The following is a 19,679-nucleotide window of genomic DNA, read 5'->3' as shown; positions in this document are numbered from 1 at the left end:
GGGAGGGTGGGCTCGATGCGAAGCGTGAGCTATGTAGCATGTTTTCCCACTGCCCAGCGACCCTGTGGGTGCAGGCAGTCGATGCGTCGCTGTCTGTGCGTGTACGTCGGCAGGAGCGTGCGCCAGTAGCTGCAGAGTTGCCAGCCGTCGTATCAACGTGTTGCCGACAACGCCTGCAGAGCGACGTGCGCGGTCAGCTCAGGAACAGTTCGACCACATCGTTGGTAAAGCGGCGGCCCAGTTCGGTGGGCACCACACGTCCTTGCTGCTCGATCAGCCACCCCTGTGCCACCGCACGCGCCACCGGCGCAGCGATGGTCGCGGCAGCCAGGCCGGTCGATGCCTCGAAATCGCTCAGGCGAAACCCTTCGTGCAGCCGCAACAGATTGAGCATGTATTCGAACGGCAAGCGCTCGCGCGGCACGACTTCATCGCCGCCGATCGACGCGGCGGTGCCGGCGCTGGCCAGATAGGTTTGCGGGTGCTTGTGCTTCCAGCGACGCAGCACGTGCTGCTCGGCGCCGGAACTGATCTTGCCGTGCGCGCCGGCGCCGATGCCCAGGTAATCGCCAAAGCGCCAGTAATTGAGGTTGTGCGCGCACTGCCGCCCGGGTTTGGCGTAGGCGCTGACTTCGTACTGCGCGTAGCCGGCGTCGGCGAGCAACGCTTGGCAATGTTCCTGGATATCCCAGGCCGCATCGTCGTCGGGAATGCCCTTGGGCGGCCGCGCGAAGAACACCGTATTCGGTTCCAGCGTGAGCTGGTAATGCGACATGTGCGTGGGCTGCAGCGCGAAAGCGCGCTCAAGATCGTGCTCGGCCTGCAGTAGCGTCTGCTCGGGCAACGCATACATCAGGTCGATGTTGAAATTGTCGTAGCCGGCATCCTGCGCAAGCTTGATCGCACGCTCGGCGTCGGCGCTGTCATGGATGCGACCCAGCCGCTGCAATGCCACATCATCGAAGGTCTGCACCCCGAAGCTCAGCCGGTTCACGCCGGCCGCGCGGTAGTGCTCGAAGCGGCCATGTTCGGCCGTGCCCGGGTTGGTTTCCAGGGTGATTTCAAGGTTCGGCGCAAACCGCAGCCGCGCCGCTGCGGCCTGCAAAAAGCGGTCGATCGCCTCGGCCGGAAACAGGCTGGGCGTGCCCCCACCGAAGAACACCGAATGCACCACGCGTCCCCATACCAGCGGCAGATCTGCATCCAGGTCGCGGATCAATGCATCCACATAGTCCTCGAACGGCAGCACGCCCTTGGCCGCATGCGAGTTGAAGTCGCAATACGGGCATTTGCGTACGCACCAGGGCAGGTGCACGTAGAGCGAGAGCGGGGGCGGGATCAGGTCGGGCACTGCGTGAGATCGTCCGTTACAGCGCGAGCGCGTGCAGTTTGTGCTGCAGCGTGGCCAGCGCCACTGCGCGGTGGCTCAGGCGGTTCTTCAGCTCGCTGTCCATTTCCGCTGCGGTCAGGCCGTACACCGGGTCCAGGAACACCGGGTTGTAACCAAAGCCGCCATCGCCGCGCGGTTGCGTGGTGATCACGCCTTCCCAGCTGCCTTCGGCGATCAGCGGCTGCGGATCTTCCGGGTGACGCAGCAGCACGATCACCGCGTAAAAACGCGCGCTGCGGCGTTCGGCGGGCACATCGCGCATGGCATCGAGCAACTTGGCGTTGTTGGCCTGTGCATTGGTCGGGCTGCCGGCATAGCGCGCGCTGTACAAACCGGGCGCACCGCCAAGCGCATCGACGATCAGACCGGAGTCATCGGCCAGCGCGGGCAGGCCGGTGACGGCGCTGGCATGGCGTGCCTTGATCAGCGCGTTCTCGACGAAGGTCAGGCCGGTTTCCGGCACGTCGTCCACTCCGAGTTCGCCTTGCGCGACGATGCGCAGCGGCAATGCGGCCAGCATCGCGCGCAGTTCTTCCAGCTTGCCGGCGTTGCCGCTGGCCAGGACCAGTTGTTTCATTGCTTGGGCTCCAGCAAATCCCACTTGGTGCCGTACAGATCGCGGAACACCACGACCGTGCCGTACGGTTCTTCGCGCGGGGTTTCCAGAAATTCCACGCCAAACGCCTGCATCGCCGCGTGGTCGCGCCAGAAGTCTTCGGTGTAGAGAAAATGATCCACCCGCCCACCGGTCTGGTCGCCGATGCGCGCCTGCTGCGCGACGTCGGCCGGCTGCGCAAGCAGCAAGCCGGCATCCTGCGCGCTGCCCGGGCCGATCACCACCCAGCGTTTGCCGTCGCCCAACGCGCGATCTTCCAGCACCTGGAAGCCCAGCGCGCCGCTGTACCAGGCAATGGCCGCATCGTAATCGGCGACCAGCAGCGTGGTCAGGGCAATGCGCCGGCTCATCCGGCCAGCGCAGCGCGTTGCAGTGCGAACAATTCGCCCATGCCCTTTTCGGCCAGGGCGAGCAGCGCATTGAGTTCTTCGCGGCGGAACGCGTGACCTTCGGCGGTGCCCTGCAGCTCGATGAAGCCGCCGCCATCGTTCATCACCACATTCATGTCGGTGTCGCAGTCGCTGTCTTCCGGGTAGTCCAGATCCAGCACCGGCTCGCCGCGATAGATGCCCACCGACACCGCAGCGACGGCGCCGATCAACGGATGCTTCTTGATGTCGCCGCGCTTGAGCAGCAGGTTCACCGCATCGGCCAGCGCCACGTAGGCGCCGGTGATCGCGGCAGTACGGGTGCCGCCGTCGGCCTGCAGCACGTCGCAGTCCAGGGTGATGGTGCGCTCGCCCAGTGCGTTGCGATCCACGCAGGCGCGCAAGGCGCGGCCGATCAGCCGCTGGATTTCCAGCGTGCGCCCGCCCTGCTTGCCGCGTGCGGCTTCGCGGTCGGAGCGGGTGTGGGTGGAGCGCGGCAACATGCCGTATTCGGCGGTGACCCAGCCTTCGCCCTTGCCGCGCAGGAAGTTCGGCACGCGGTTTTCCACGCTGGCGGTGCACAGCACGCGGGTGTCGCCGAAGCTCACCAGCACCGAGCCTTCGGCATGGCGGGTGAAGGAGCGTTCGATGCGCACCGGGCGCAGCTGATCGGCCATGCGGCCGCTGGGACGGGAAAAGGTCATGCGATGAGTCCGGAAGTCGGGAGGTGGGTCTTGGCGCCAATGCACGGCGGGCAGCAGCCGGCCGGTGTGGGCGGCTAGGGTACCATTCGCGCTTTGACGGCACGGGATTCACGATGATCCGAAGCATGACCGCGTTTGCTGGCGGCGAACGCATCACGCCCTGGGGCACGCTTGGTTGCGAGCTGCGCTCGGTCAACCACCGCTTTCTGGAAGTGGGCGTGCGCCTGCCCGAAGAATTGCGTGCGCTGGAGCCGCTGCTGCGCGAACGCGTGGCAGCCAAGAACAGCCGCGGCAAGCTGGACCTGACGCTGCGCTTGCGTGCGCCGGACAACGCACAGACGCTGGCGGTCAACGAATCGCTGCTGCAGGAACTGGGTGCGCTGGCCACGCGGCTGGACGGGCTGTTTCCCAAGTTGCAGGTGGGCTTTACCGATCTGCTGCAGCTGCCCGGCGTGTTGCAGGTGCAGGACGTGGATGCGCCCGCGCTGCAGGCCCAGGCGCTGGCCTTGCTCGACGAAGTGGTCGACAGTTTTGTGGTTGCGCGCGAGCGCGAAGGCGGCAAGCTGGCCGAGGCGATCAGCGAGCGTGTGGATGCGATCGAACGCATCGCCGCCGAGGTGCGCGTTTTGATCCCGGCAATTCGCGAGGGGCAGCGCGCCAAGCTGGCTGCACGCCTGGCCGATCTGCCGCATCCGGTGGACCCGGGCCGCGCCGAGCAGGAACTGGTGCTGTGGCTGCAGAAGCTCGATGTGGACGAGGAACTGGACCGTCTGTCCAGCCACATTTCCGAAATCCGCCGCGTGCTCAAGCAGCGCGAACCGGTCGGCCGCCGGCTGGACTTTCTGCTGCAGGAGTTCAACCGCGAAGCCAATACGCTGGGCTCCAAGTCGGTGGACAGCCGCACCTCCAACGCCGCGGTGGATCTGAAGGTGCTGATCGACCAGATCCGCGAGCAGGTGCAGAACATCGAATAGCCGTGAATAGGCAATCGGGAATGGGGAATCGTCAAAGCAGGTACGATTCCCCACGGCCTGCTTGCTCCGCGCGGTGCCCCATTCCCTATTCTCGACTCCCTATTCCCTAAAATGCGCGGCACCCTCTATATCGTTGCGGCCCCCTCGGGCGCCGGCAAGAGCAGCATCGTCAACGCCACCTTGGCGCGCGACCCGAAGATCGCCTTGTCGATCTCGTTCACCTCGCGCGCGCCGCGGCCGGGCGAGCGGCATGCCGAGCACTACCATTTTGTGTCGGCAGACGAGTTCCAGGGCATGATCGAAGCGGGCGACTTTTTCGAATATGCGCGGGTGCATGGCGACTGGAAGGGCACCGCACGGCAGTCGGTGGAGCCGCAGTTGGCCGCCGGCCACGATGTGCTGCTGGAGATCGATTGGCAGGGCGCGCGCCAGGTCCGCCAGAAGGTGCCCGATGCAGTGAGCGTGTTCATCCTGCCGCCGTCACGCCAGGCGCTGGACGAGCGCATGCGCAAGCGCGGGCAGGACAGCGAAGACGTGATGGCGCAGCGGCTGGCTGCCGCACGCGAAGAAATGCTGCATTTCGAAGAGTTCGATTACGTGATCATCAACGAGACCTTCGACACCGCGGTCTCGGAGATGTGCGCCATCTTCACCGCCAGCCGGTTGCGTCGGCAGGCGCAGCAGCAGCGGCATGCCGGCCTCATCCAGGCATTGCTGGACTGAGCCCGCCGGGTGGGCGCTTGCACGCGCGTGATGCACGCTGCCCGCAGCGCTTGCTCCGACGCCAAACGCGGCAGGTCGACGACCGGCATGGGTGCCGCGATGTATGACCTGGGATGGCGGCTGACCGGCCGGACTTGCAGGGGTGTTCTGCGCACCGGGGCGCTGGTGCAGGTTGGTCGATGTGGTCCAAGTGGCTGATTCCAAAGCAAACTGAATGGCCGCCGGTTGCCCGCCCAGCGACGCCGGCGTACACTCCGCCCCCTTTCCCTCATTCGATGCGCGGCCGTTGCTGGTCGCCGGGAGCCCGCATGGCCCGCATTACCGTAGAAGATTGCCTGGAAGTCGTGAACAACCGTTTCGAGCTGGTCATGATGGCCTCCAAGCGCGCCCGTCAGCTCGCCAACGGCGTGCAGCCGTTGATCGAAAACGCAGACGCCAGCGACAAGCCCACCGTGATGGCGCTGCGCGAGATCGCTGCCCGCCGGATCGACAACGCCCTGATCGATGAAGTCGAGAAGGCCGAACGCGAGCGTGCCGAGCGCGAAGCGCTGGAATGGGCCGCCGCCGAAGTGGTCGCCGACGAAGACATGTCGAAGAACGACGACTGATCGTCACCCGCCACTGCGGTGGCCGACGATGTCCAGACAGCCCGCCTTGTGCGGGCTGTTTGCGTTTTGAGGCCTGTGGCGCGATCAGCAGAATCACGGCGCTTCGATGACGCGTGTCTGGCCGTAGCGCGCTACGTCGCCGCGTGTCTGGCCGTCATGCGCTGCATCGCCGTGTGCCATGCATGCCCTCCGGTTCCCGCGCATCGCATGCGCTGCCCGACGGCTGCTCGCCGCAGTGCGTCGGCAGTTTTCATCGACGTGGGTGCGCCGCATACGCTCGCCGATCGCATGACGCGCGCTTCAGGCGTCGTCTCCCGGCAGCGGCGCCGTCCCAGCAGCGCAGCTATCGGTCCAGTGCGCTCAATCGGCGCGCTGGTCGCCATGCCTTCGCCCACCGCTGCACGCTTCGCCGATCACGCGACGCACGCGTCAGGAGTTGTCTGCCAACACCTGCGCCATCTCGCGTCGCGGGCGATGGTGCAGCGCCCCCGGCCGGCGCGCTGGTGGGCCTGCCTGCACCAGCTGCCGGCAGGCGCTGGTTAATCGCGCATCGCAGGCATCAGTCGTCGTCCGCCGGCAGCTGCGCCATCTCATCACGCAGGTTCCGGTCCAGCGCCTGCATGGCCTGGTAGCCACGTCGCTTTGCGGCATGCAGGCGCGCGATGTGCACCGGCGTCGCGGTGGTGCTCGCGCCCAGGCCGCTCATCGCCGACATCGCTGCCGGCAGATCGGCAAAGCCGCCGCTGGCCACTGCGGCCAGCATTGCGCTGCCCAGCAGCACCGGTTCGGCGGTGGCGGCAACCTGCACCGGCACGCCGCAGGCATCGGCCATCAATTGGCGGACCAGGCGGCTGTGGCTGGCGCCGCCACTCATGATCACGCTGTCGAACCTCACCCCCTGCGCGCGCAGCGCATCGATGATGTCGGCCAGCCCGTAGCCCAGACCGCAGACACCGGCCACGTACAGCGCTTCCAGACCTTGCAGATCGTGGTCGATGGTCAGCCCGGCGATCATGGCGCGGGCGTTGGGGTCGGCATCGGGCGAGCGGTTGCCCAGATAGTCCGGCAGCACATGCAGCCCGCGCGCCAGCACGGCGGCCTGGGACGCGCTGCCGACGCGCGCCAGCACGCGTTCTTCCAGCCACTGCAGCACATCCTGGCCTGCGGCGGTGGCCTGTGCGTTGGCGTCGGCATAGCCCGGATGCGAGCGCACCAGGGTGTCGATTGCCACGCCGGCGGCGGATTGGCCACCCTCGTTGAGCCATAGCCCCGGGACCAGTGCGGAGCCGTAAGGCCCCCAGACCCCGGGCGTGAAGCAGGGCGTCTGGGTGCTGGCCAGCACGCAGGCCGAGGTGCCGAAGATATAGGCCAGCCGCGCGGTGAGCGGCATTGGCTGGCCATCTGCGGACGGGCTGGCAAGCGTACCGATGGCACCGGCATGCGCGTCGATCAACGCCGCGCCTACCGCGATGCCGGCACGCAAGCCCAATTCGTCGGCAGCCTGCGCCGAAAGCCCCTCGCCCAGCGCCGTGCCGGGCGGCACCACCTCGCTGCCGATCCGCGCGGCCGCATCGTCCAGCAGGTCGGCCAGGCCGATGCGTTCGAAGTAACGTCGGCTCCAGCCGCCTTCGTGCTGCACGTAGGTCCACTTGCAGGTCACCGTGCAGAGCGAGCGTGCGGTGCTACCGGTGGCGCGCCAGCTCAGCCAGTCGGCCAGGTCGAAGAAATGCGCCGCGCGTGCGTAGCTGTCGGGCAGGTGCTGCTTGAGCCATAGCAGCTTGGGGGTCTGCATTTCCGGCGAGATCTGCCCGCCGACATAGCGCAGCACCGGCTCGTCGGTGGCGTTGATGTGCGCGGCCTGGGCGATGGCGCGGTGGTCCATCCACACGATCACATCGCGGTCGGCCTGGTCGCTGGGGCTGATGCACACCGGCCCGCCGTCGGCGGCCACCGCCACCAGCGAGCAGGTGGCATCGAAGCCGATGCCCGCTACCCGAGCGACGTCCACGCCGGTGTGCGCCAGCGCGGCGCGGATCGCCTGCACGCAGGCCTGCCAGATGTCTGCGGAAGATTGCTCGACCATCTCGCCGGGCAGGTACCAGGTCTGGATGGCATGGCGCGCGGTGCCGAGCAACTGGCCGCGCGCGTCGAACAGCCCGGCGCGGGCGCTGCCGGTGCCCACGTCCACGCCGATATAGATCGCCTCGTTGGTCGGTTGCATGGCTTACCAGCAGGTATAGCCGCCGTCGGCCAGCACGATACTGCCGGTCATCAGGCTGGCGGCAGGGGAGGCCAGAAACAGCGCCACCGAGGCGATTTCTTCCACTTCGCCCAGCCGTCCCATCGGCGTGCCGCCGATCCAGGCGTCGTACATCGCCGGGTCTTCCTTGACGAAGGCATTGAGTGGCGTGGCGATATAGGTCGGCGCGACGGCATTGACGCGCACGCCGCGTGCGCCCCACTCGGCGGCCAGCGATTTGGTCAGGTGATGCACCGCTGCCTTGGAGGCGTTGTAGTAGGCCTGCGCCTGCGGTTTGTTGACGATGAAGCCGGACATCGAGCCGACGTTGACGATCACGCCATCGCCACTTTGCAGCATGTGCTTGCCGAACGCGCGGCAGCACCAGAACGTGCCATTGAGGTTGACGTCGATGACGTTGAGCCAGTGCTCGTCGGTGACCGTTTCGGCCGGGGTCTGGCTACGGGCGATGCCGGCGTTGTTGACCAGGATGTCGACCTTGCCGAACTGCGCGTTCAATGTATCGGCAACGCTGGTGACGCGTGCCGAATCGGTGACGTCCATCTGCACGAACTCTGCATCCAGGCCCTTGCTGCGCAGGGTGGCCAGGCCTTGCTCGGCCACAGCGCCATCGTGATCGGCAATGACCACTTTGGCGCCGGCTTCGGCCAGCGCCTCGCAAATCGCCAGGCCGATCGCGCGGCCGCCGCCGGTGACGACCGCCACGCGGCCATCGAGTTTGAACTTGTCCAGATACATCGGCATGTCTCCTGCTGGTCTTGATCGTGGGGGAGGAACGAAAACGGGGGAGGAACGAGGGGGAGGGAGGTTTGGGGTGGAGCGCGCGCTCAGCGCATGGCCTGTTGCTGCGCGTCGAAGCGGTGCAGGTGCTGCGGGTCGGGGACCAGGGTCACCGTCTCGCCGACGTGCACGCGCAGATCGCCGGTGCAACGCGCATCGACCGTGCCTACGCCGGGGATCTCCACGTACACGAAGGTGTCGCTGCCCAGATGCTCGGCCTGGATCACGCTGCCTTGCCAGGCATCGCCGGTGCCAGTTGCGGGGCTGCCGCGCTGCACGGCGATGTGCTCCGGGCGCACCCCGAGCGTGACCGCACCATGGCGCGCGGCTACCTCGCCCTGCAGCAGATTCATGCGCGGCGAGCCGATGAAGCCGGCCACGAATACATTGGCAGGGCGCTCGTACAACTCCAGTGGCGTGCCGACCTGTTCGATGCGTCCGGCCTGCAGCACCACGATCTCGTCGGCCATGGTCATCGCTTCGACCTGGTCGTGGGTGACATACACAGCGGTGGTCTTGAGCTGCTTCTGCAGGCGGGTGACTTCCAGGCGCATCTGCACGCGCAAGGCCGCGTCCAGATTGGAGAGCGGTTCGTCGAACAGAAAGCCCTTGGGCTCGCGCACGATGGCGCGGCCGATCGCCACGCGCTGGCGCTGGCCGCCGGACAACTGCCCAGGCTTGCGGTCGAGATAATCGGTGAGGTTGAGCACCGTGGCGGCCTGCGCCACGCGACGCTCGATCTCGGCACTGGGCACGCGCGCCATTTTCAGGCCGAAGGCGATGTTCTTACGCACGCTCATGTGCGGATACAGCGCATACGACTGAAATACCATCGACAAGCCACGCTTGGCCGGCGCCAGGCCGGTCACGTCCTGGCCGTCGATGAGGATGCGCCCGCCGCTCACATCTTCCAGCCCGGCGATCAGGCGCAATAGCGTGGTCTTGCCGCAGCCGGAGGGGCCGACGAAGACCACGAATTTGCCGTCGTCGATCTCCAGATCCGCGCCGTGGATGACCTGTGTGTCGTCGAAGGATTTGCTGACACCTTGCAGTGTGATGCGTCCCATGAACCACCTATCAAAGTTGAGTGAGCTACTTCACCGCGCCGAAGGTGAGCCCGCGCACGAGCTGCTTCTGGCAGAACCAGCCCAGCACCAGAATCGGCGCGATGGCCATCGTCGAGGCGGCCGACAACTTGGCCCAGAACAGGCCTTCCGGGCTCGAATACGACGCAATGAACGCGGTCAACGGTGCGGCCTTGGACGAGGAAAGATTCAACGACCAGAACGCCTCGTTCCAGGCCAGGATCACGTTGAGCAACAGCGAAGACGCAATGCCGGGAACCGCCATCGGCGCCAGGATGTAGAGGATTTCCTTGCCGATGGTGGCGCCGTCCATGCGCGCCGCTTCCAGGATGTCCTTGGGGATGTCCTTGAAGTAGTTGAACAGCATCCAGACCATGATCGGCAGGTTGCTCAGGCACAGCACGATGATCAGGCCCAGCTGGGTATCCAGCAGCCCGGAGTCGCGGTACAGCAGATAGATCGGCACCAGCACGCCCACCGGCGGCAGCATCTTGGTGGATAGCATCCACAGCAGAATCCCGCGTGTGCGCTTGGTGGGCGAGAACGCCATCGACCACGCGGCAGGGATGGCGATGACCAGCGCGATCAGGGTGGACCCCAGCGATACCGCCACCGAATTCCAGGCATGCGCGAAGTAGTCGCTGCGTCCCTGCACGGCGACGTAGTTTTCCAGCGTCCAATGGAAGAACACGAAGCTGGGCGGGCTGGAAAATGCATCGACCTCGGTCTTGAAGCTGGTCAGCAGCATCCACAGGATCGGGAAGAAGATCACGCCGCCGACCACCCATGCGGCAACCGTGGTGACGAGGATTTGCAACGTGGACGTACGACGTGCCATCTCAGGTCTCCAGGTTCTTGCCGACGATGCGCACCAGGAAGATGGCCGCGATATTGGCCAGCACCACGGCGATCAATCCGCCTGCCGATGCGGCGCCCACGTCGTACTGTAGCAGTGCCTGCGAATAGATCAGGTACGCCAGATTGGTGGTTTGCAGGCCGGGCCCGCCGCCGGTAGTGACGTAGATCTCCACGAACACGGTGAGCAGGAAGATGGTTTCGATCAGCACCACGATGGTCAGCGGGCGCGCCAGATGCGGCAGGGTCAGATGGAAGAAGCGATCGAATGCACCGGCGCCATCCATCAGCGCGGCTTCCTGTTGTTCTTCATCCAGCGACTGCAGTGCGGTCAGCAGGATCAGTACCGCAAACGGCAACCATTGCCAGGCCACGATGACGATGATCGAGAACATCGGGTACTGGGTGAACCAGTCGATCGGGGTCAGGCCAACGCTTTGCCATAGCCATGCCAATAGCCCGGACACCGGATGCATCAGCAGGTTCTTCCAGATCAGCGCGCTCACCGTCGGCATCACGAAGAATGGTGCGATCAGCATCAAGCGCACGATGCGGCGCCCCACGAATACCTGGTCCAGCAGCAGCGCGATCAGCACGCCGAAGACGGCCGTGATCGCCAGTACCGAGCCGACCAGCAACAAGGTATTGCCCAGCGAAGAGAGAAACGCCGGGTTGCTCAGGAAGTAGCGGTAATTGCCCAGTCCGACAAAGGTCTGTTCCGGGTTGAGCAGGTTGTAGTTCAACGTGGAAAACCACACCGTCATCGCCAGCGGCACGATCATCCAGGCCAGCAACAGCACGATCGACGGCGCGATCAGGAACCGTGCGAGTTTTTGCGTTTGATGGGTGGCCATCGGCAAGGTCCAGGGTGGAGGCAGGCAGCGCGCCTGCAATGCATGGCAGCGGCCGGATGCGTCGACGCCGGGATAGGCGTCGAACGCACGGCCGGGTGGGCGTCAGAAATTCAGGCTGACCTGCAGGCCGACAATGGTGGCGTTGTCGCCATCCAGTCCACCCGGATGACGGATGTACTGCACGCTGGGCATGACTTCGATCCCGCGGCTGACGGCGATGTTGTAATTGAGCTCGATGGGGTATTCGTAGCGCTGCACGCCAATGGCCGCTGTGCCCGCGGGCAAGCGCTGGTTGTAGCGGGTTTGCGCCGCACGCAAACGCTCGCTGAGCGCATTGCGGCCGACGGCCACGCCGATGCGGTCGTTCGGTCGCGCAGCGAAAAGTCCTTTCCAGAACCCGCCGATCGCCAGCACCTGGCCCACGGTGCTGACCTCGTCGTCGGCATCGATGACGCTTGCGAACAGCCGCAAGCCGCCCCCGGCGCCATTGCTGGTGACCTGTTGTTCGAAATTGGCGTAGAACGCGCGATCGGTGTCCTGCAGCGCGGCCGGATCGGTGCCGAGGCTGGTCGGCACGCCCGAGCGGGTGTAGACGCGCAGTTGATCGTTGCTGTTGCGGGTCGCACCGATGCGGTAGTCGCCATCGATGCCATTGCCGTAGTCGGGCTTGTACTCCACTTCGGCCACCAACATGGTGCCGTGGTCGTCGCCGGAGGTGCCGAGCTTCAGGCCTTGGTCGGTGGATCGGTTTTGCGGGTTGGCATCGTAGCCGCCCACGCGGAAAAACCAGCGTTTGTCCGGGCTGAAAGTGACCACGCCGCCCCAGGCGCTGAGCGGGTCGCCATACCAGTTGTTGCTGATGTAGTTGGACGAGCCGCCGCTGCAGAAGGTCAGGTGCTGGTAGTTGCAATTGAGCGCGAAGAAATCGGCGCTGGGATACAGGCGGCCGGCTTTCAGCGACAGCCTGTCGTCGAACAGGCGCTGGGTCAGCGAGAACTGGGTCAGGCGCGTCACATCGCCGCGTCCAAAAATCTGCTGTGATTGCAACAGCGTGGGGATGCCGGCGGTGTTGTTGATCAACTCGCCGTTGCGATTGGTGATCTCCAGTTTGAAATCGGCGCCGGACCAGCCCCACAGCCGTTCCAGATCGAAGTACCCGCCCAGGAAGAATTGGTCGGCATAGGCGGTGCGCTCGCGGAGCCCGCCGGAGGTGTTGTGGGCGGTCTGGCTGAAGTGCGCCAGTTTGAACTGGATACCGTCATCGGCCAGCTTGCTGCGCAGGCCGCCCCAGTCGCCGCCGATGTGTTTGTCCGGATCGAATGCCTGGGCGCTGGCCTGTGTGCAGGCCAGGCTAGCGAGCAACATCGTCAGCGCAGGTGTGGTGTGCCTGATCTTCATCGATTGCCTCGTGGGAAGGTGCGGCGCCGTAACGCCGGAGCATGGCTGTGGCCAGGGGCGGGCCGGGCAGGGTGCCCGGCCCAGCGGACCTGTACTTGGAGCAGCTGATAAAACGTAGCGAGCGCTGCGCTTAGCGCTTGGGGTAGCCGGCCCGCTGCATCTCGCGCTCGGTGGCGGCCTGCGCGTTCTTCAATGCCTCATCCACGCTGATCGAGCCGGTAAGCGCTGCGGAAAACTGCTGGCCCACCGTGGTGCCGATCGACTGGAACTCGGGGATGGCCGCGTACTGCACGCCGACGTAAGGCACCGGCTTGACCGTGGGGTGATGCGTGTCGGCGCCCTGGATGGCGGCCAGCGTCTGCTTGGCGAAGGGTGCGGCTTTCAGGTACTCGGCCGTGGCGTACAGCGACTGGCGCGTGCCCGGCGGCACATTGCCCCAGCCCTCCTTGCCGGCCACCAGTTCGGTGTAGTGCTTGCTGGTGGCCCAGGCGATGAATGCCTGCGCCTTGTCGGCCTTTTTCGAACTGGCCGGGATGGCCAGATTCCAGGCCCACAGCCAGCCGGTGGTCTTGCCCTTGCCGGCATCCGGCGCCGCGGCAAAACCGACCTTGTCCGACACCTTGGATTCGCTCGGATTGCTGATGAACGATGCGGCCACCGTGGCATCGACCCACATCGCGCACTTGCCTGCGGTGAACAGCGCAAGGTTCTCGTTGAAGCCATTGGACGCGGCACCTGGCGGGCCGGCGTCTTTCATGACATCCACATAGGTCTGCAGTGCGGCCTTCCATTCCGGCTGGTCGAACTGCGGTTTCCATTGTTCGTCGAACCAGCGCGCACCGAAGGCATTGCCCATCGAGCTGATCAAGGCCATGTTCTCGCCCCAGCCGGCCTTGCCGCGCAGGCAGATGCCGTAGATGCCGGCCTGCTTGTCGGTCATCTTGCGGGCGGCCTCGGCCACGAAGCTCCACGAGGGCTGCGCCGGCATGCTCAGGCCGGCCTTTTGCAGCAGGTCGGTGCGGTACATCAGCATCGAGCCTTCGGCGTAGAACGGCGCTGCATACAGCTGGCCCTTGTGACTGACTGCATCGCGGATCTGCGGGATCAGATCGTCCACCTGATAGTCGGCATCGAACGTCAGCGGTTTGAGCCAGCCGCGCTCGGCCCAGATCGGCACCTCGTAGGTGCCGATGGTCAGCACATCGAACTGGCCGCCCTTGGTCGCGATGTCGGTGGTGACGCGCTGGCGCAGCACGTTCTCTTCCAGGGTGACCCACTCGAGCTTGATCTGCGGATGGGTGGCGGTGAAATCCGAGGTCAGCTTCTGCATGCGGATCATGTCGCCGTTGTTGACGGTGGCGATGACCAGGGTGTCCTGCTTGGACGCAGCGTCGCTGTTGTTCGCGCCTCCGCCGCATGCCGCCAGTGATGCGCTCAGTGCCGCGCAGATCAGGGTCTTGATCGAAGTGTTCATACCGGTGCCTCAGCTTGAGGTTGGTTGAGCAAATGCCCGTGTGATGCGCATATGCCCACGCCGTCGCCACGCTGTAAAGCACTTTCGATCTTGCAGCGCAGCATCGCGGCGCACGCCAAGGCGCCCGCGCATGCCGGGAAATTTCAGCAATGAACTGCCATTACGCCCGCTGCGATGCGCTCAGCTCAGCTGGCGAGCAAGGCCTTGGCGGTGTGCTCGTCGGTGATCAGGCCGTTGAGGATGCGGCCCTTCAGCGCGGCCTTGATCGGGCCCACCTTGGCGTTGCCCACGGCCACGCCGATCGAAAGGCTGGTGGCCGGCACCGGATGCGGCACGCTGGTCAAACGCAGGTTGGTGCCTGCATCGATGATGTCGCCGGCTGCGGTAAGCGCCCAGCCGATCACTTCGCCCACCGCGCCCAGCCGAATCAGGTCCAGCAGTTCGTTGCGGCTGATGAAGCCGTCCACATGCAGCGGCGCGGTCTGATCGAGCTGGCCAACACCGACCAGGCGCAGATCGGCCTTTGCGGCGATCGCGCGGACCCGGCGCACCGCTTCGATCCCCAGCAGCGTTTCGCGTTCTTCTTGCGAGGACAGAAACACCGGCAGCGGCATCGGGTAGTGCTGCGCGCCGGTCAGATCGGCCAGGCGCGCCACTGCGTCGAACGGGCTGGCCGAGCCATCCGGGGAAATGTTGCCGACCAGCGAAACCAGCTGATGATTTCGCGTTTGCATCGCAGGAATGCGCTCCACCGCCGCGCGCATGGCACGGCCGGTGCCGATGCCGATGATGCTCGGGCTATCGCTGCGCAAGGTGGATTCCAGCAGCGCTGCCGCGCGTTCGGCGACACCGGTGACCAGGTGCGGGTCGGCCGGATCGGTGGGCGCGACCTCGCAATAGCGCATGCCGAAGCGGTCCTGCAGCTGTGCGGCCAGATCCATGCAGGCGGCAATCGGATGTTCCAGCCGGAAGGTGATCAAGCGCTGGCTCAGGCACAACGACACCAGGCGCTGCGCGGTGGCGCGCGAGACCTTGAGCTTGCGCGCGATCTCGTCCTGGGTGTTGCCGGCGATGTAGTACAGCCAGCCCGCTCTGGCTGCGGCATCGAGTCGGCTGGTGTCGTTATCGGGGTTGGCCATCGTCACATCTGTCTGCGTGGAAGTCTCAGCCTAACGTAGTGCCCAGGCGCTTGGTGCCGATGGCGCCCAGTGCGGTGGCGATGGCCGGCATGTCTGCAAACACCTGCGATGCGCCTGCTGCAGCGAGCAGCGCGGTGGCCGCAGCGCTTGCGCGGTGATGGCCGCCGCCGGTGAATCCCCACACCTGCATCCCGGCCGCGCATGCGGCTTGCACGCCGCTGGGACTGTCTTCGATCACCAGGCAGGCCGCGGGTGCCACCTGCATGCGGTCGGCGGCGAGCAGGAATAGGTCCGGCGCAGGCTTGCCGCGGGCGACCAGCTCGGCGGTGTAGATGTGCGCTCCGACATGCCCCGCCAGGCCGGTGACCTGCAGGCACAGGCGCACCCGCTCAAGATGGCTGGACGAGGCCACGCACCGCGGTGTCTGCACTGCGTCCAGCAGCGCGGCCACGCCCGGGATCGGCTGCAATTCGGTGCCAAAGCGGGCCAGCAACGCGGTATTGAGGTCGCGCTCGAAGGTGTCCGGCAGGGTGCGCCCCAGCGTCTGCACATGCGCGCGCACGCTGCCCAGGCTGCGCCCGAGGAAGTGCTGCTGGACCCCGTCGATGTCGATGTCCACGCTGTTTTGTTGCAGTGCCTGGGCCAGTACCGCGCACGCCAACGGCTCGCTGTCGACCAGCACGCCGTCGCAGTCGAAGATCAGCAGGTCGGGCGGAGCGAGCATGAGTAAGGTCCCTGGACTAACGCGGGCCCGAGTGTAGCAGTCGGGCAAATGTCGCCTCGCTGGGCAAAGTTGCAGATGGCGCGTCGGTGGCCGCTGCGGCCGGCGTGAAGCGGCCACGCAGCGACCGATCGCCGGCCGCCGGCGCGTGCGGCGCGCATGCCGCGTTGCCGCAAACCGGCCACTGGCATAGTCTTCGCGCATGAACCCAGGCCCCACTGCCCAGGCGACCGTGGCGACGTCCCCGTCTTCCGACCCGGCTATCCCCGACTACGTCCTGCACCTCGAACGCGCTGCCAGCTACCTTCCCAAGGAGCAGCTGCCGATCCTGCGCCGTGCCTGGGAAGTCGGCGCCATGGCGCATGCCGGCCAGACCCGCAAGTCCGGCGAGCCCTACATCACCCATCCGGTGGCCGTGGCCGGCGTGCTTGCCGAGCTGGGCCTGGACATGGAATCGCTGATCGCCGCGATCCTGCACGACACCATCGAAGACACGCCGCTGACGCGCGAAGAGCTGGCGTCCGAATTCGGCGAAGCGGTGGCCGAGCTGGTCGATGGCGTCACCAAGCTGGACAAGCTCAAGTTCCGCGACCGCCAGGAAGCGGCGGCGGAAAGCTTCCGCAAGATGTTGCTGGCGATGTCGCGCGATCTGCGCGTGATCATGATCAAGCTGGCCGACCGCCTGCACAACATGCGCACGCTCGGCGCGCAGAGCACCGAGGCACGCGGCCGCATCGCGCGCGAAACCCTGGAAATCTACGCGCCCATCGCACAGCGCCTGGGCATGAGTCTGATCAAGTCCGAGTTGCAGAATCTGGGCTTCCGCGCGCTGTATCCGTGGCGTCACGCCATCATCGAAAAACATATCCGCAGCCAGCCGGTGGTGCGGCGCGAATCGATGGCGCAGGTGGAAGTGCAGCTGTCGCAGCGGTTGGCCAAGGAAGGGCTGGAACACCGGCTGGTCAGCCGCATCAAGACGCCCTGGAGCATCTATTCCAAGATGCACGAAGAGAACAAATCCTTCGACCAGGTGATGGACGTGTTCGGCTTCCGGCTGGTGGTGCGCACCGTGGCCGATTGCTATCACGCACTCGGTGCGGTGCATGCCACCTTCAAGCCGCTGGACGGGCGCTTCCGCGATTTCATCGCGATCCCCAAGGCCAACGGCTATCAGTCGCTGCACACGGTGCTGTTCGGTCCCTACGGCTCGCCGATCGAGGTACAGATCCGGACCGAAGAAATGGACCTGATCGCCGAGCGCGGCGTGGCTGCGCACTGGACCTACAAGGTGGGCTCGGCCTCGCCCAATAGTGCGCAGAGCCGCGCGCACGACTGGATCGTGGAGCTGATCGACTCGCAGCGCGCTGCCGGCTCGTCGCTGGAGTTCCTGGACAACGTCAAGGTGGACCTGTTCCCGGACGAGGTCTATCTGTTCACGCCCAAGGGCAAGATCCTGGCGCTGCCACGCAATTCCACCGCGCTGGATTTTGCCTACGCCGTGCATACCGACGTGGGCAACCGCGCGGTGGCCTCGCGCGTGGACAAGAAGCTGGTGCCCTTGCGCACAAAGCTGGTCAGCGGGCAGGCAGTGGAAATCATCACCGCGCGTTCGGCCACGCCCAAGCCGCAGTGGCTGGAATTTGTGGTCAGCAGCAAGGCGCGCACCGCGATCCGCCACCAGCTCAAGCAGCTCGAACACGAAGATGCCGTGCAGCTGGGCCATCGCATGCTCGATCGCGCGCTCGAAGCGATGGACTCTTCGCTGGAACGCCTGCCCAAGGGCCGGCTGGATGCCTTCCTCAACGAACACCGTTACCCGCGCCTGGAAGCCTTGCTCGCCGATGTCGCATTGGGCAACTGGATGCCCACCCAGGCCGCACAGGCCTTGATGGCGTACGCGGAATTGCGCGGTGGCGGGCACTCCAAGCACTCGCACGAAAAGATCCTGATCGACGGCAGCGAGCGCGGCGTAATCAGTTTCGCCAACTGTTGTCAGCCGATCCCCGGCGACGAAATCATGGGCTACCACACCGCCGGCAAGGGCATCGTGGTGCACCGCCTGGATTGCCCCAACCTGGCCGAGCTGCGCAAATCGCCCGAGCGCTGGGTACCGATCGATTGGGATTCCAACGTCACCGGCGACTACGACACCGCGCTGGTGGTGGAAGTGGAAAACCGCACCGGCGTGCTGGCGCAGTTGGCCGCGGCGATCGCGCAAAGCAAATCCAATATCGAACGTGTGGACTACCTGGACCGCGACTTCAATGCGGCGGTGTTGCGCTTCAATATCCAGGTGCGCGACCGCCGCCATCTGGCCGAGGTGATGCGCCGGCTGCGGCGCCTGCATGTGGTGCAGAGCGTGGGTCGCCAGTAAGAGCATCTAGCAAAAGGCCTGTGCTCACCGCCAGACGGGCGGTGATCGGCGCGGCATGTACCACGCGTCTGTTCCGGTTCTGAGCGCGCCGTCCACAACCATGTGACGACTGCTCGGTACGTGGTGTTAGCCGCTCTAAACCGGATCGACGCGTTGGGCAGTGGCTGCGCTGCAGTGAGCGTGTGACAGCTCGAGCGCGTTGCCTGGCTCAGGCGATCAAGCGACGCAGCGCAGGGTTGTCGTTGTCCTGCTTCCACACCAGATGCAGTTCCACCGGCGTGGCAGGGGTTTCATCGCGCAGCGGCAGGTACACGATGCCGGCGTAACGCAGGCCGCTGGCGCCTTCGGGCACCAGTGCCATGCCCATGCCGCCGCGCACCAGCGCCAACACCGAGTGGATCTGGCTGACGTACTGCACCGAGCGCGGCGCGATGCCGCGCGCACCGAACAACTGCGCCAGCAGATCGTAGAAATAGCGCGCTTCATCGGGTGCGTAATTGACCAGCGGCTGCCCGTCGAAATCCTGCAGGCGCAGGCTGTCGTGTTGCGCCAGCGGCGAGTCTTCCGGTAGCGCGGCGATCAGCGGTTCGCGTGCTACGCAGCGGCTGTGCAGACCCTGGCGCTGGATCGGTGGGCGCAGCAGGCCGATATCCAGCCGGCCGGCGTCCAGCGCGTCCAGTTGCGCCAGACTGACCATCTCCTTGAGTTGCAGATCCACATCGGGCGCTTGCCTGCGCCACCGCGCGATGGCCTCGGGCAGGAAGCGGTAACTGGCACCGGCGGTGAAGCCCACCGACACGCTGCCGGCATCGCCGGTGCCGATCCGGCGCGCACGTAGCCCGGCATTCTCAGCCATGCGCAAGATCGCGCGCGCTTCGGCCAGCAGGCTGCGGCCAGCCTGGGTCAGCCGTACATGCCGGCTGTTGCGCTCCAGCAGCGCGGTGCCGACGCTGTGCTCCAGCAGCTGAATCTGCCGGCTGAGCGGCGGCTGGGTCATGTTCAGGCGCTCGGCCGCGCGCCGGAAGTGCAGTTCGTCGGCGACGGCGACAAAGCAACGCAGTTGTTGCAGATCGAACATGGCGGGCGGGCCTCGCGTTGCAAAAACACACGAATCGGATGCTGCACCCGCAACATCCCGGCGCGGCCAGCACGAATGAATAGGCGACGCTCGGCCAGAAAGGACGCTGGCGGACGCAACCAACCATAATTACGTCGCGTCGAAAAAGCGTTGCAAAGCAGCCATTTGCGGCGCACTACGTCAGTTTGTGATGCGATTTATTCAACTTATGTATCAAACAATACGTCCTTTGGTTTGGACCAGCAACGATCTGCGTTTCTAGGATCAACCGCATCCCC

At 65.6% G+C, this 19,679-nt stretch carries 18 protein-coding genes and 1 other RNA gene; 5 read left to right on the top strand and 14 right to left on the bottom strand.

Translation table 11 applies throughout. From position 1 onward, the window contains the following. Positions 1-193: 193 nt before the first annotated feature. Genes hemW through rph form a run of 4 tightly spaced genes read right to left on the bottom strand, consistent with a single transcriptional unit; the run spans position 194 to position 3,078 of the window. Positions 194-1,351 carry a radical SAM family heme chaperone HemW gene (gene hemW, locus ABQU90_RS10045; RefSeq protein WP_311240264.1) on the bottom strand — a complete coding sequence of 386 codons (1,158 nt, stop codon included), beginning with the start codon at positions 1,349-1,351 and terminating at the stop codon, positions 194-196. Between the two features lie 16 nt (positions 1,352-1,367). Beyond that, entirely contained in the window at positions 1,368-1,967 is a 600-nt protein-coding gene (rdgB, locus tag ABQU90_RS10040) for an RdgB/HAM1 family non-canonical purine NTP pyrophosphatase (RefSeq protein WP_161963132.1), read from the bottom strand. Further along, positions 1,964-2,356: a VOC family protein gene (locus ABQU90_RS10035; protein ID WP_323522240.1), complete on the bottom strand. Its 393-nt coding sequence runs from the start codon at positions 2,354-2,356 to the stop codon at positions 1,964-1,966. The genes rdgB and ABQU90_RS10035 overlap by 4 nt, the downstream gene beginning before the upstream one ends. Continuing rightward, positions 2,353-3,078 (bottom strand): ribonuclease PH, encoded by a 726-nt coding sequence (gene rph / locus ABQU90_RS10030; RefSeq protein ID WP_055848595.1) that lies wholly within the window; start codon positions 3,076-3,078, stop codon positions 2,353-2,355. Before rph ends, ABQU90_RS10035 begins: the two co-directional genes overlap by 4 nt. A 113-nt stretch (positions 3,079-3,191) precedes the next feature. Between rph and ABQU90_RS10025 the strand changes: the two genes are divergently transcribed. From ABQU90_RS10025 to rpoZ, 3 genes are all read left to right on the top strand, one after another. Further along, positions 3,192-4,052: a YicC/YloC family endoribonuclease gene (locus ABQU90_RS10025; protein ID WP_055848598.1), complete on the top strand. Its 861-nt coding sequence runs from the start codon at positions 3,192-3,194 to the stop codon at positions 4,050-4,052. Between the two features lie 111 nt (positions 4,053-4,163). Further along, a complete protein-coding gene (gmk, locus tag ABQU90_RS10020; RefSeq protein WP_055848600.1) occupies positions 4,164-4,775 on the top strand; it encodes a guanylate kinase in 612 nt (203 codons plus the stop codon). Positions 4,776-5,083: 308 nt separating this feature from the next. Then, positions 5,084-5,383, top strand: a complete 300-nt coding sequence (rpoZ, locus tag ABQU90_RS10015; RefSeq protein WP_002812428.1) for a DNA-directed RNA polymerase subunit omega — start codon at positions 5,084-5,086, stop codon at positions 5,381-5,383. Positions 5,384-5,942: 559 nt separating this feature from the next. On the opposite strand, the gene ABQU90_RS10010 is transcribed toward rpoZ, so the two are convergent. From ABQU90_RS10010 to ABQU90_RS09970, 9 genes are all read right to left on the bottom strand, one after another. Continuing rightward, positions 5,943-7,604 (bottom strand): FGGY-family carbohydrate kinase, encoded by a 1,662-nt coding sequence (locus ABQU90_RS10010; protein ID WP_323522241.1) that lies wholly within the window; start codon positions 7,602-7,604, stop codon positions 5,943-5,945. A gap of 3 nt (positions 7,605-7,607) precedes the next feature. After that, positions 7,608-8,387 (bottom strand): SDR family NAD(P)-dependent oxidoreductase, encoded by a 780-nt coding sequence (locus ABQU90_RS10005; protein WP_202974316.1) that lies wholly within the window; start codon positions 8,385-8,387, stop codon positions 7,608-7,610. An 83-nt stretch (positions 8,388-8,470) separates the two neighbouring features. Then, positions 8,471-9,490, bottom strand: a complete 1,020-nt coding sequence (locus tag ABQU90_RS10000) for an ABC transporter ATP-binding protein (RefSeq protein WP_055848606.1) — start codon at positions 9,488-9,490, stop codon at positions 8,471-8,473. Between the two features lie 25 nt (positions 9,491-9,515). Beyond that, positions 9,516-10,346 carry a carbohydrate ABC transporter permease gene (locus ABQU90_RS09995; RefSeq protein ID WP_055848609.1) on the bottom strand — a complete coding sequence of 277 codons (831 nt, stop codon included), beginning with the start codon at positions 10,344-10,346 and terminating at the stop codon, positions 9,516-9,518. Between the two features lies 1 nt (position 10,347). Further along, positions 10,348-11,217 carry a carbohydrate ABC transporter permease gene (locus tag ABQU90_RS09990; protein ID WP_055848611.1) on the bottom strand — a complete coding sequence of 290 codons (870 nt, stop codon included), beginning with the start codon at positions 11,215-11,217 and terminating at the stop codon, positions 10,348-10,350. 102 nt (positions 11,218-11,319) lie between these two features. Next, entirely contained in the window at positions 11,320-12,615 is a 1,296-nt protein-coding gene (locus tag ABQU90_RS09985; RefSeq protein ID WP_323522242.1) for a carbohydrate porin, read from the bottom strand. A 130-nt stretch (positions 12,616-12,745) separates the two neighbouring features. Continuing rightward, positions 12,746-14,089, bottom strand: a complete 1,344-nt coding sequence (locus tag ABQU90_RS09980; protein WP_082473468.1) for an ABC transporter substrate-binding protein — start codon at positions 14,087-14,089, stop codon at positions 12,746-12,748. Between the two features lie 185 nt (positions 14,090-14,274). Next, on the bottom strand, positions 14,275-15,228 hold the full coding sequence (locus tag ABQU90_RS09975; protein ID WP_055848614.1) for a sugar-binding transcriptional regulator: 954 nt from the start codon (positions 15,226-15,228) through the stop codon (positions 14,275-14,277). Between the two features lie 25 nt (positions 15,229-15,253). Further along, entirely contained in the window at positions 15,254-15,952 is a 699-nt protein-coding gene (locus ABQU90_RS09970) for an HAD family hydrolase (RefSeq protein ID WP_323522243.1), read from the bottom strand. A 199-nt stretch (positions 15,953-16,151) separates the two neighbouring features. Between ABQU90_RS09970 and ABQU90_RS09965 the strand changes: the two genes are divergently transcribed. Continuing rightward, positions 16,152-18,323: a RelA/SpoT family protein gene (locus ABQU90_RS09965; protein WP_055848620.1), complete on the top strand. Its 2,172-nt coding sequence runs from the start codon at positions 16,152-16,154 to the stop codon at positions 18,321-18,323. A 55-nt stretch (positions 18,324-18,378) separates the two neighbouring features. Continuing rightward, positions 18,379-18,455: non-coding RNA, sX9 sRNA (locus tag ABQU90_RS09960), on the top strand. A 76-nt stretch (positions 18,456-18,531) separates the two neighbouring features. Here the strand turns inward: ABQU90_RS09960 and ABQU90_RS09955 are convergent. Then, positions 18,532-19,401, bottom strand: a complete 870-nt coding sequence (locus ABQU90_RS09955) for a LysR family transcriptional regulator (protein ID WP_055848622.1) — start codon at positions 19,399-19,401, stop codon at positions 18,532-18,534. Between the last annotated feature and the right edge of the window lie 278 nt (positions 19,402-19,679).

It is taken from the genome of Xanthomonas sp. WHRI 10207 (genome assembly GCF_040202975.1).
Classification (GTDB): Bacteria; Pseudomonadota; Gammaproteobacteria; order Xanthomonadales; family Xanthomonadaceae; genus Xanthomonas.
This window is presented reverse-complemented; position numbering and strand designations above follow the sequence as displayed.

Coding starts and splice junctions, on each gene's coding strand:
- ABQU90_RS09985 (WP_323522242.1), bottom strand. CDS start 12,615: ATGAAGATCAGGCACACCACACCTGCGCTGACGATGTTGCTCGCTAGC.
- gmk (WP_055848600.1), top strand. CDS start 4,164: ATGCGCGGCACCCTCTATATCGTTGCGGCCCCCTCGGGCGCCGGCAAG.
- ABQU90_RS10035 (WP_323522240.1), bottom strand. CDS start 2,356: ATGAGCCGGCGCATTGCCCTGACCACGCTGCTGGTCGCCGATTACGAT.
- ABQU90_RS09970 (WP_323522243.1), bottom strand. CDS start 15,952: ATGCTCGCTCCGCCCGACCTGCTGATCTTCGACTGCGACGGCGTGCTG.
- ABQU90_RS09965 (WP_055848620.1), top strand. CDS start 16,152: ATGAACCCAGGCCCCACTGCCCAGGCGACCGTGGCGACGTCCCCGTCT.
- ABQU90_RS10000 (WP_055848606.1), bottom strand. CDS start 9,490: ATGGGACGCATCACACTGCAAGGTGTCAGCAAATCCTTCGACGACACA.
- ABQU90_RS10010 (WP_323522241.1), bottom strand. CDS start 7,604: ATGCAACCGACCAACGAGGCGATCTATATCGGCGTGGACGTGGGCACC.
- ABQU90_RS10005 (WP_202974316.1), bottom strand. CDS start 8,387: ATGCCGATGTATCTGGACAAGTTCAAACTCGATGGCCGCGTGGCGGTC.
- rph (WP_055848595.1), bottom strand. CDS start 3,078: ATGACCTTTTCCCGTCCCAGCGGCCGCATGGCCGATCAGCTGCGCCCG.
- ABQU90_RS09975 (WP_055848614.1), bottom strand. CDS start 15,228: ATGGCCAACCCCGATAACGACACCAGCCGACTCGATGCCGCAGCCAGA.
- ABQU90_RS09995 (WP_055848609.1), bottom strand. CDS start 10,346: ATGGCACGTCGTACGTCCACGTTGCAAATCCTCGTCACCACGGTTGCC.
- ABQU90_RS09990 (WP_055848611.1), bottom strand. CDS start 11,217: ATGGCCACCCATCAAACGCAAAAACTCGCACGGTTCCTGATCGCGCCG.
- rpoZ (WP_002812428.1), top strand. CDS start 5,084: ATGGCCCGCATTACCGTAGAAGATTGCCTGGAAGTCGTGAACAACCGT.
- rdgB (WP_161963132.1), bottom strand. CDS start 1,967: ATGAAACAACTGGTCCTGGCCAGCGGCAACGCCGGCAAGCTGGAAGAA.
- ABQU90_RS09980 (WP_082473468.1), bottom strand. CDS start 14,089: ATGAACACTTCGATCAAGACCCTGATCTGCGCGGCACTGAGCGCATCA.
- ABQU90_RS09955 (WP_055848622.1), bottom strand. CDS start 19,401: ATGTTCGATCTGCAACAACTGCGTTGCTTTGTCGCCGTCGCCGACGAA.
- ABQU90_RS10025 (WP_055848598.1), top strand. CDS start 3,192: ATGATCCGAAGCATGACCGCGTTTGCTGGCGGCGAACGCATCACGCCC.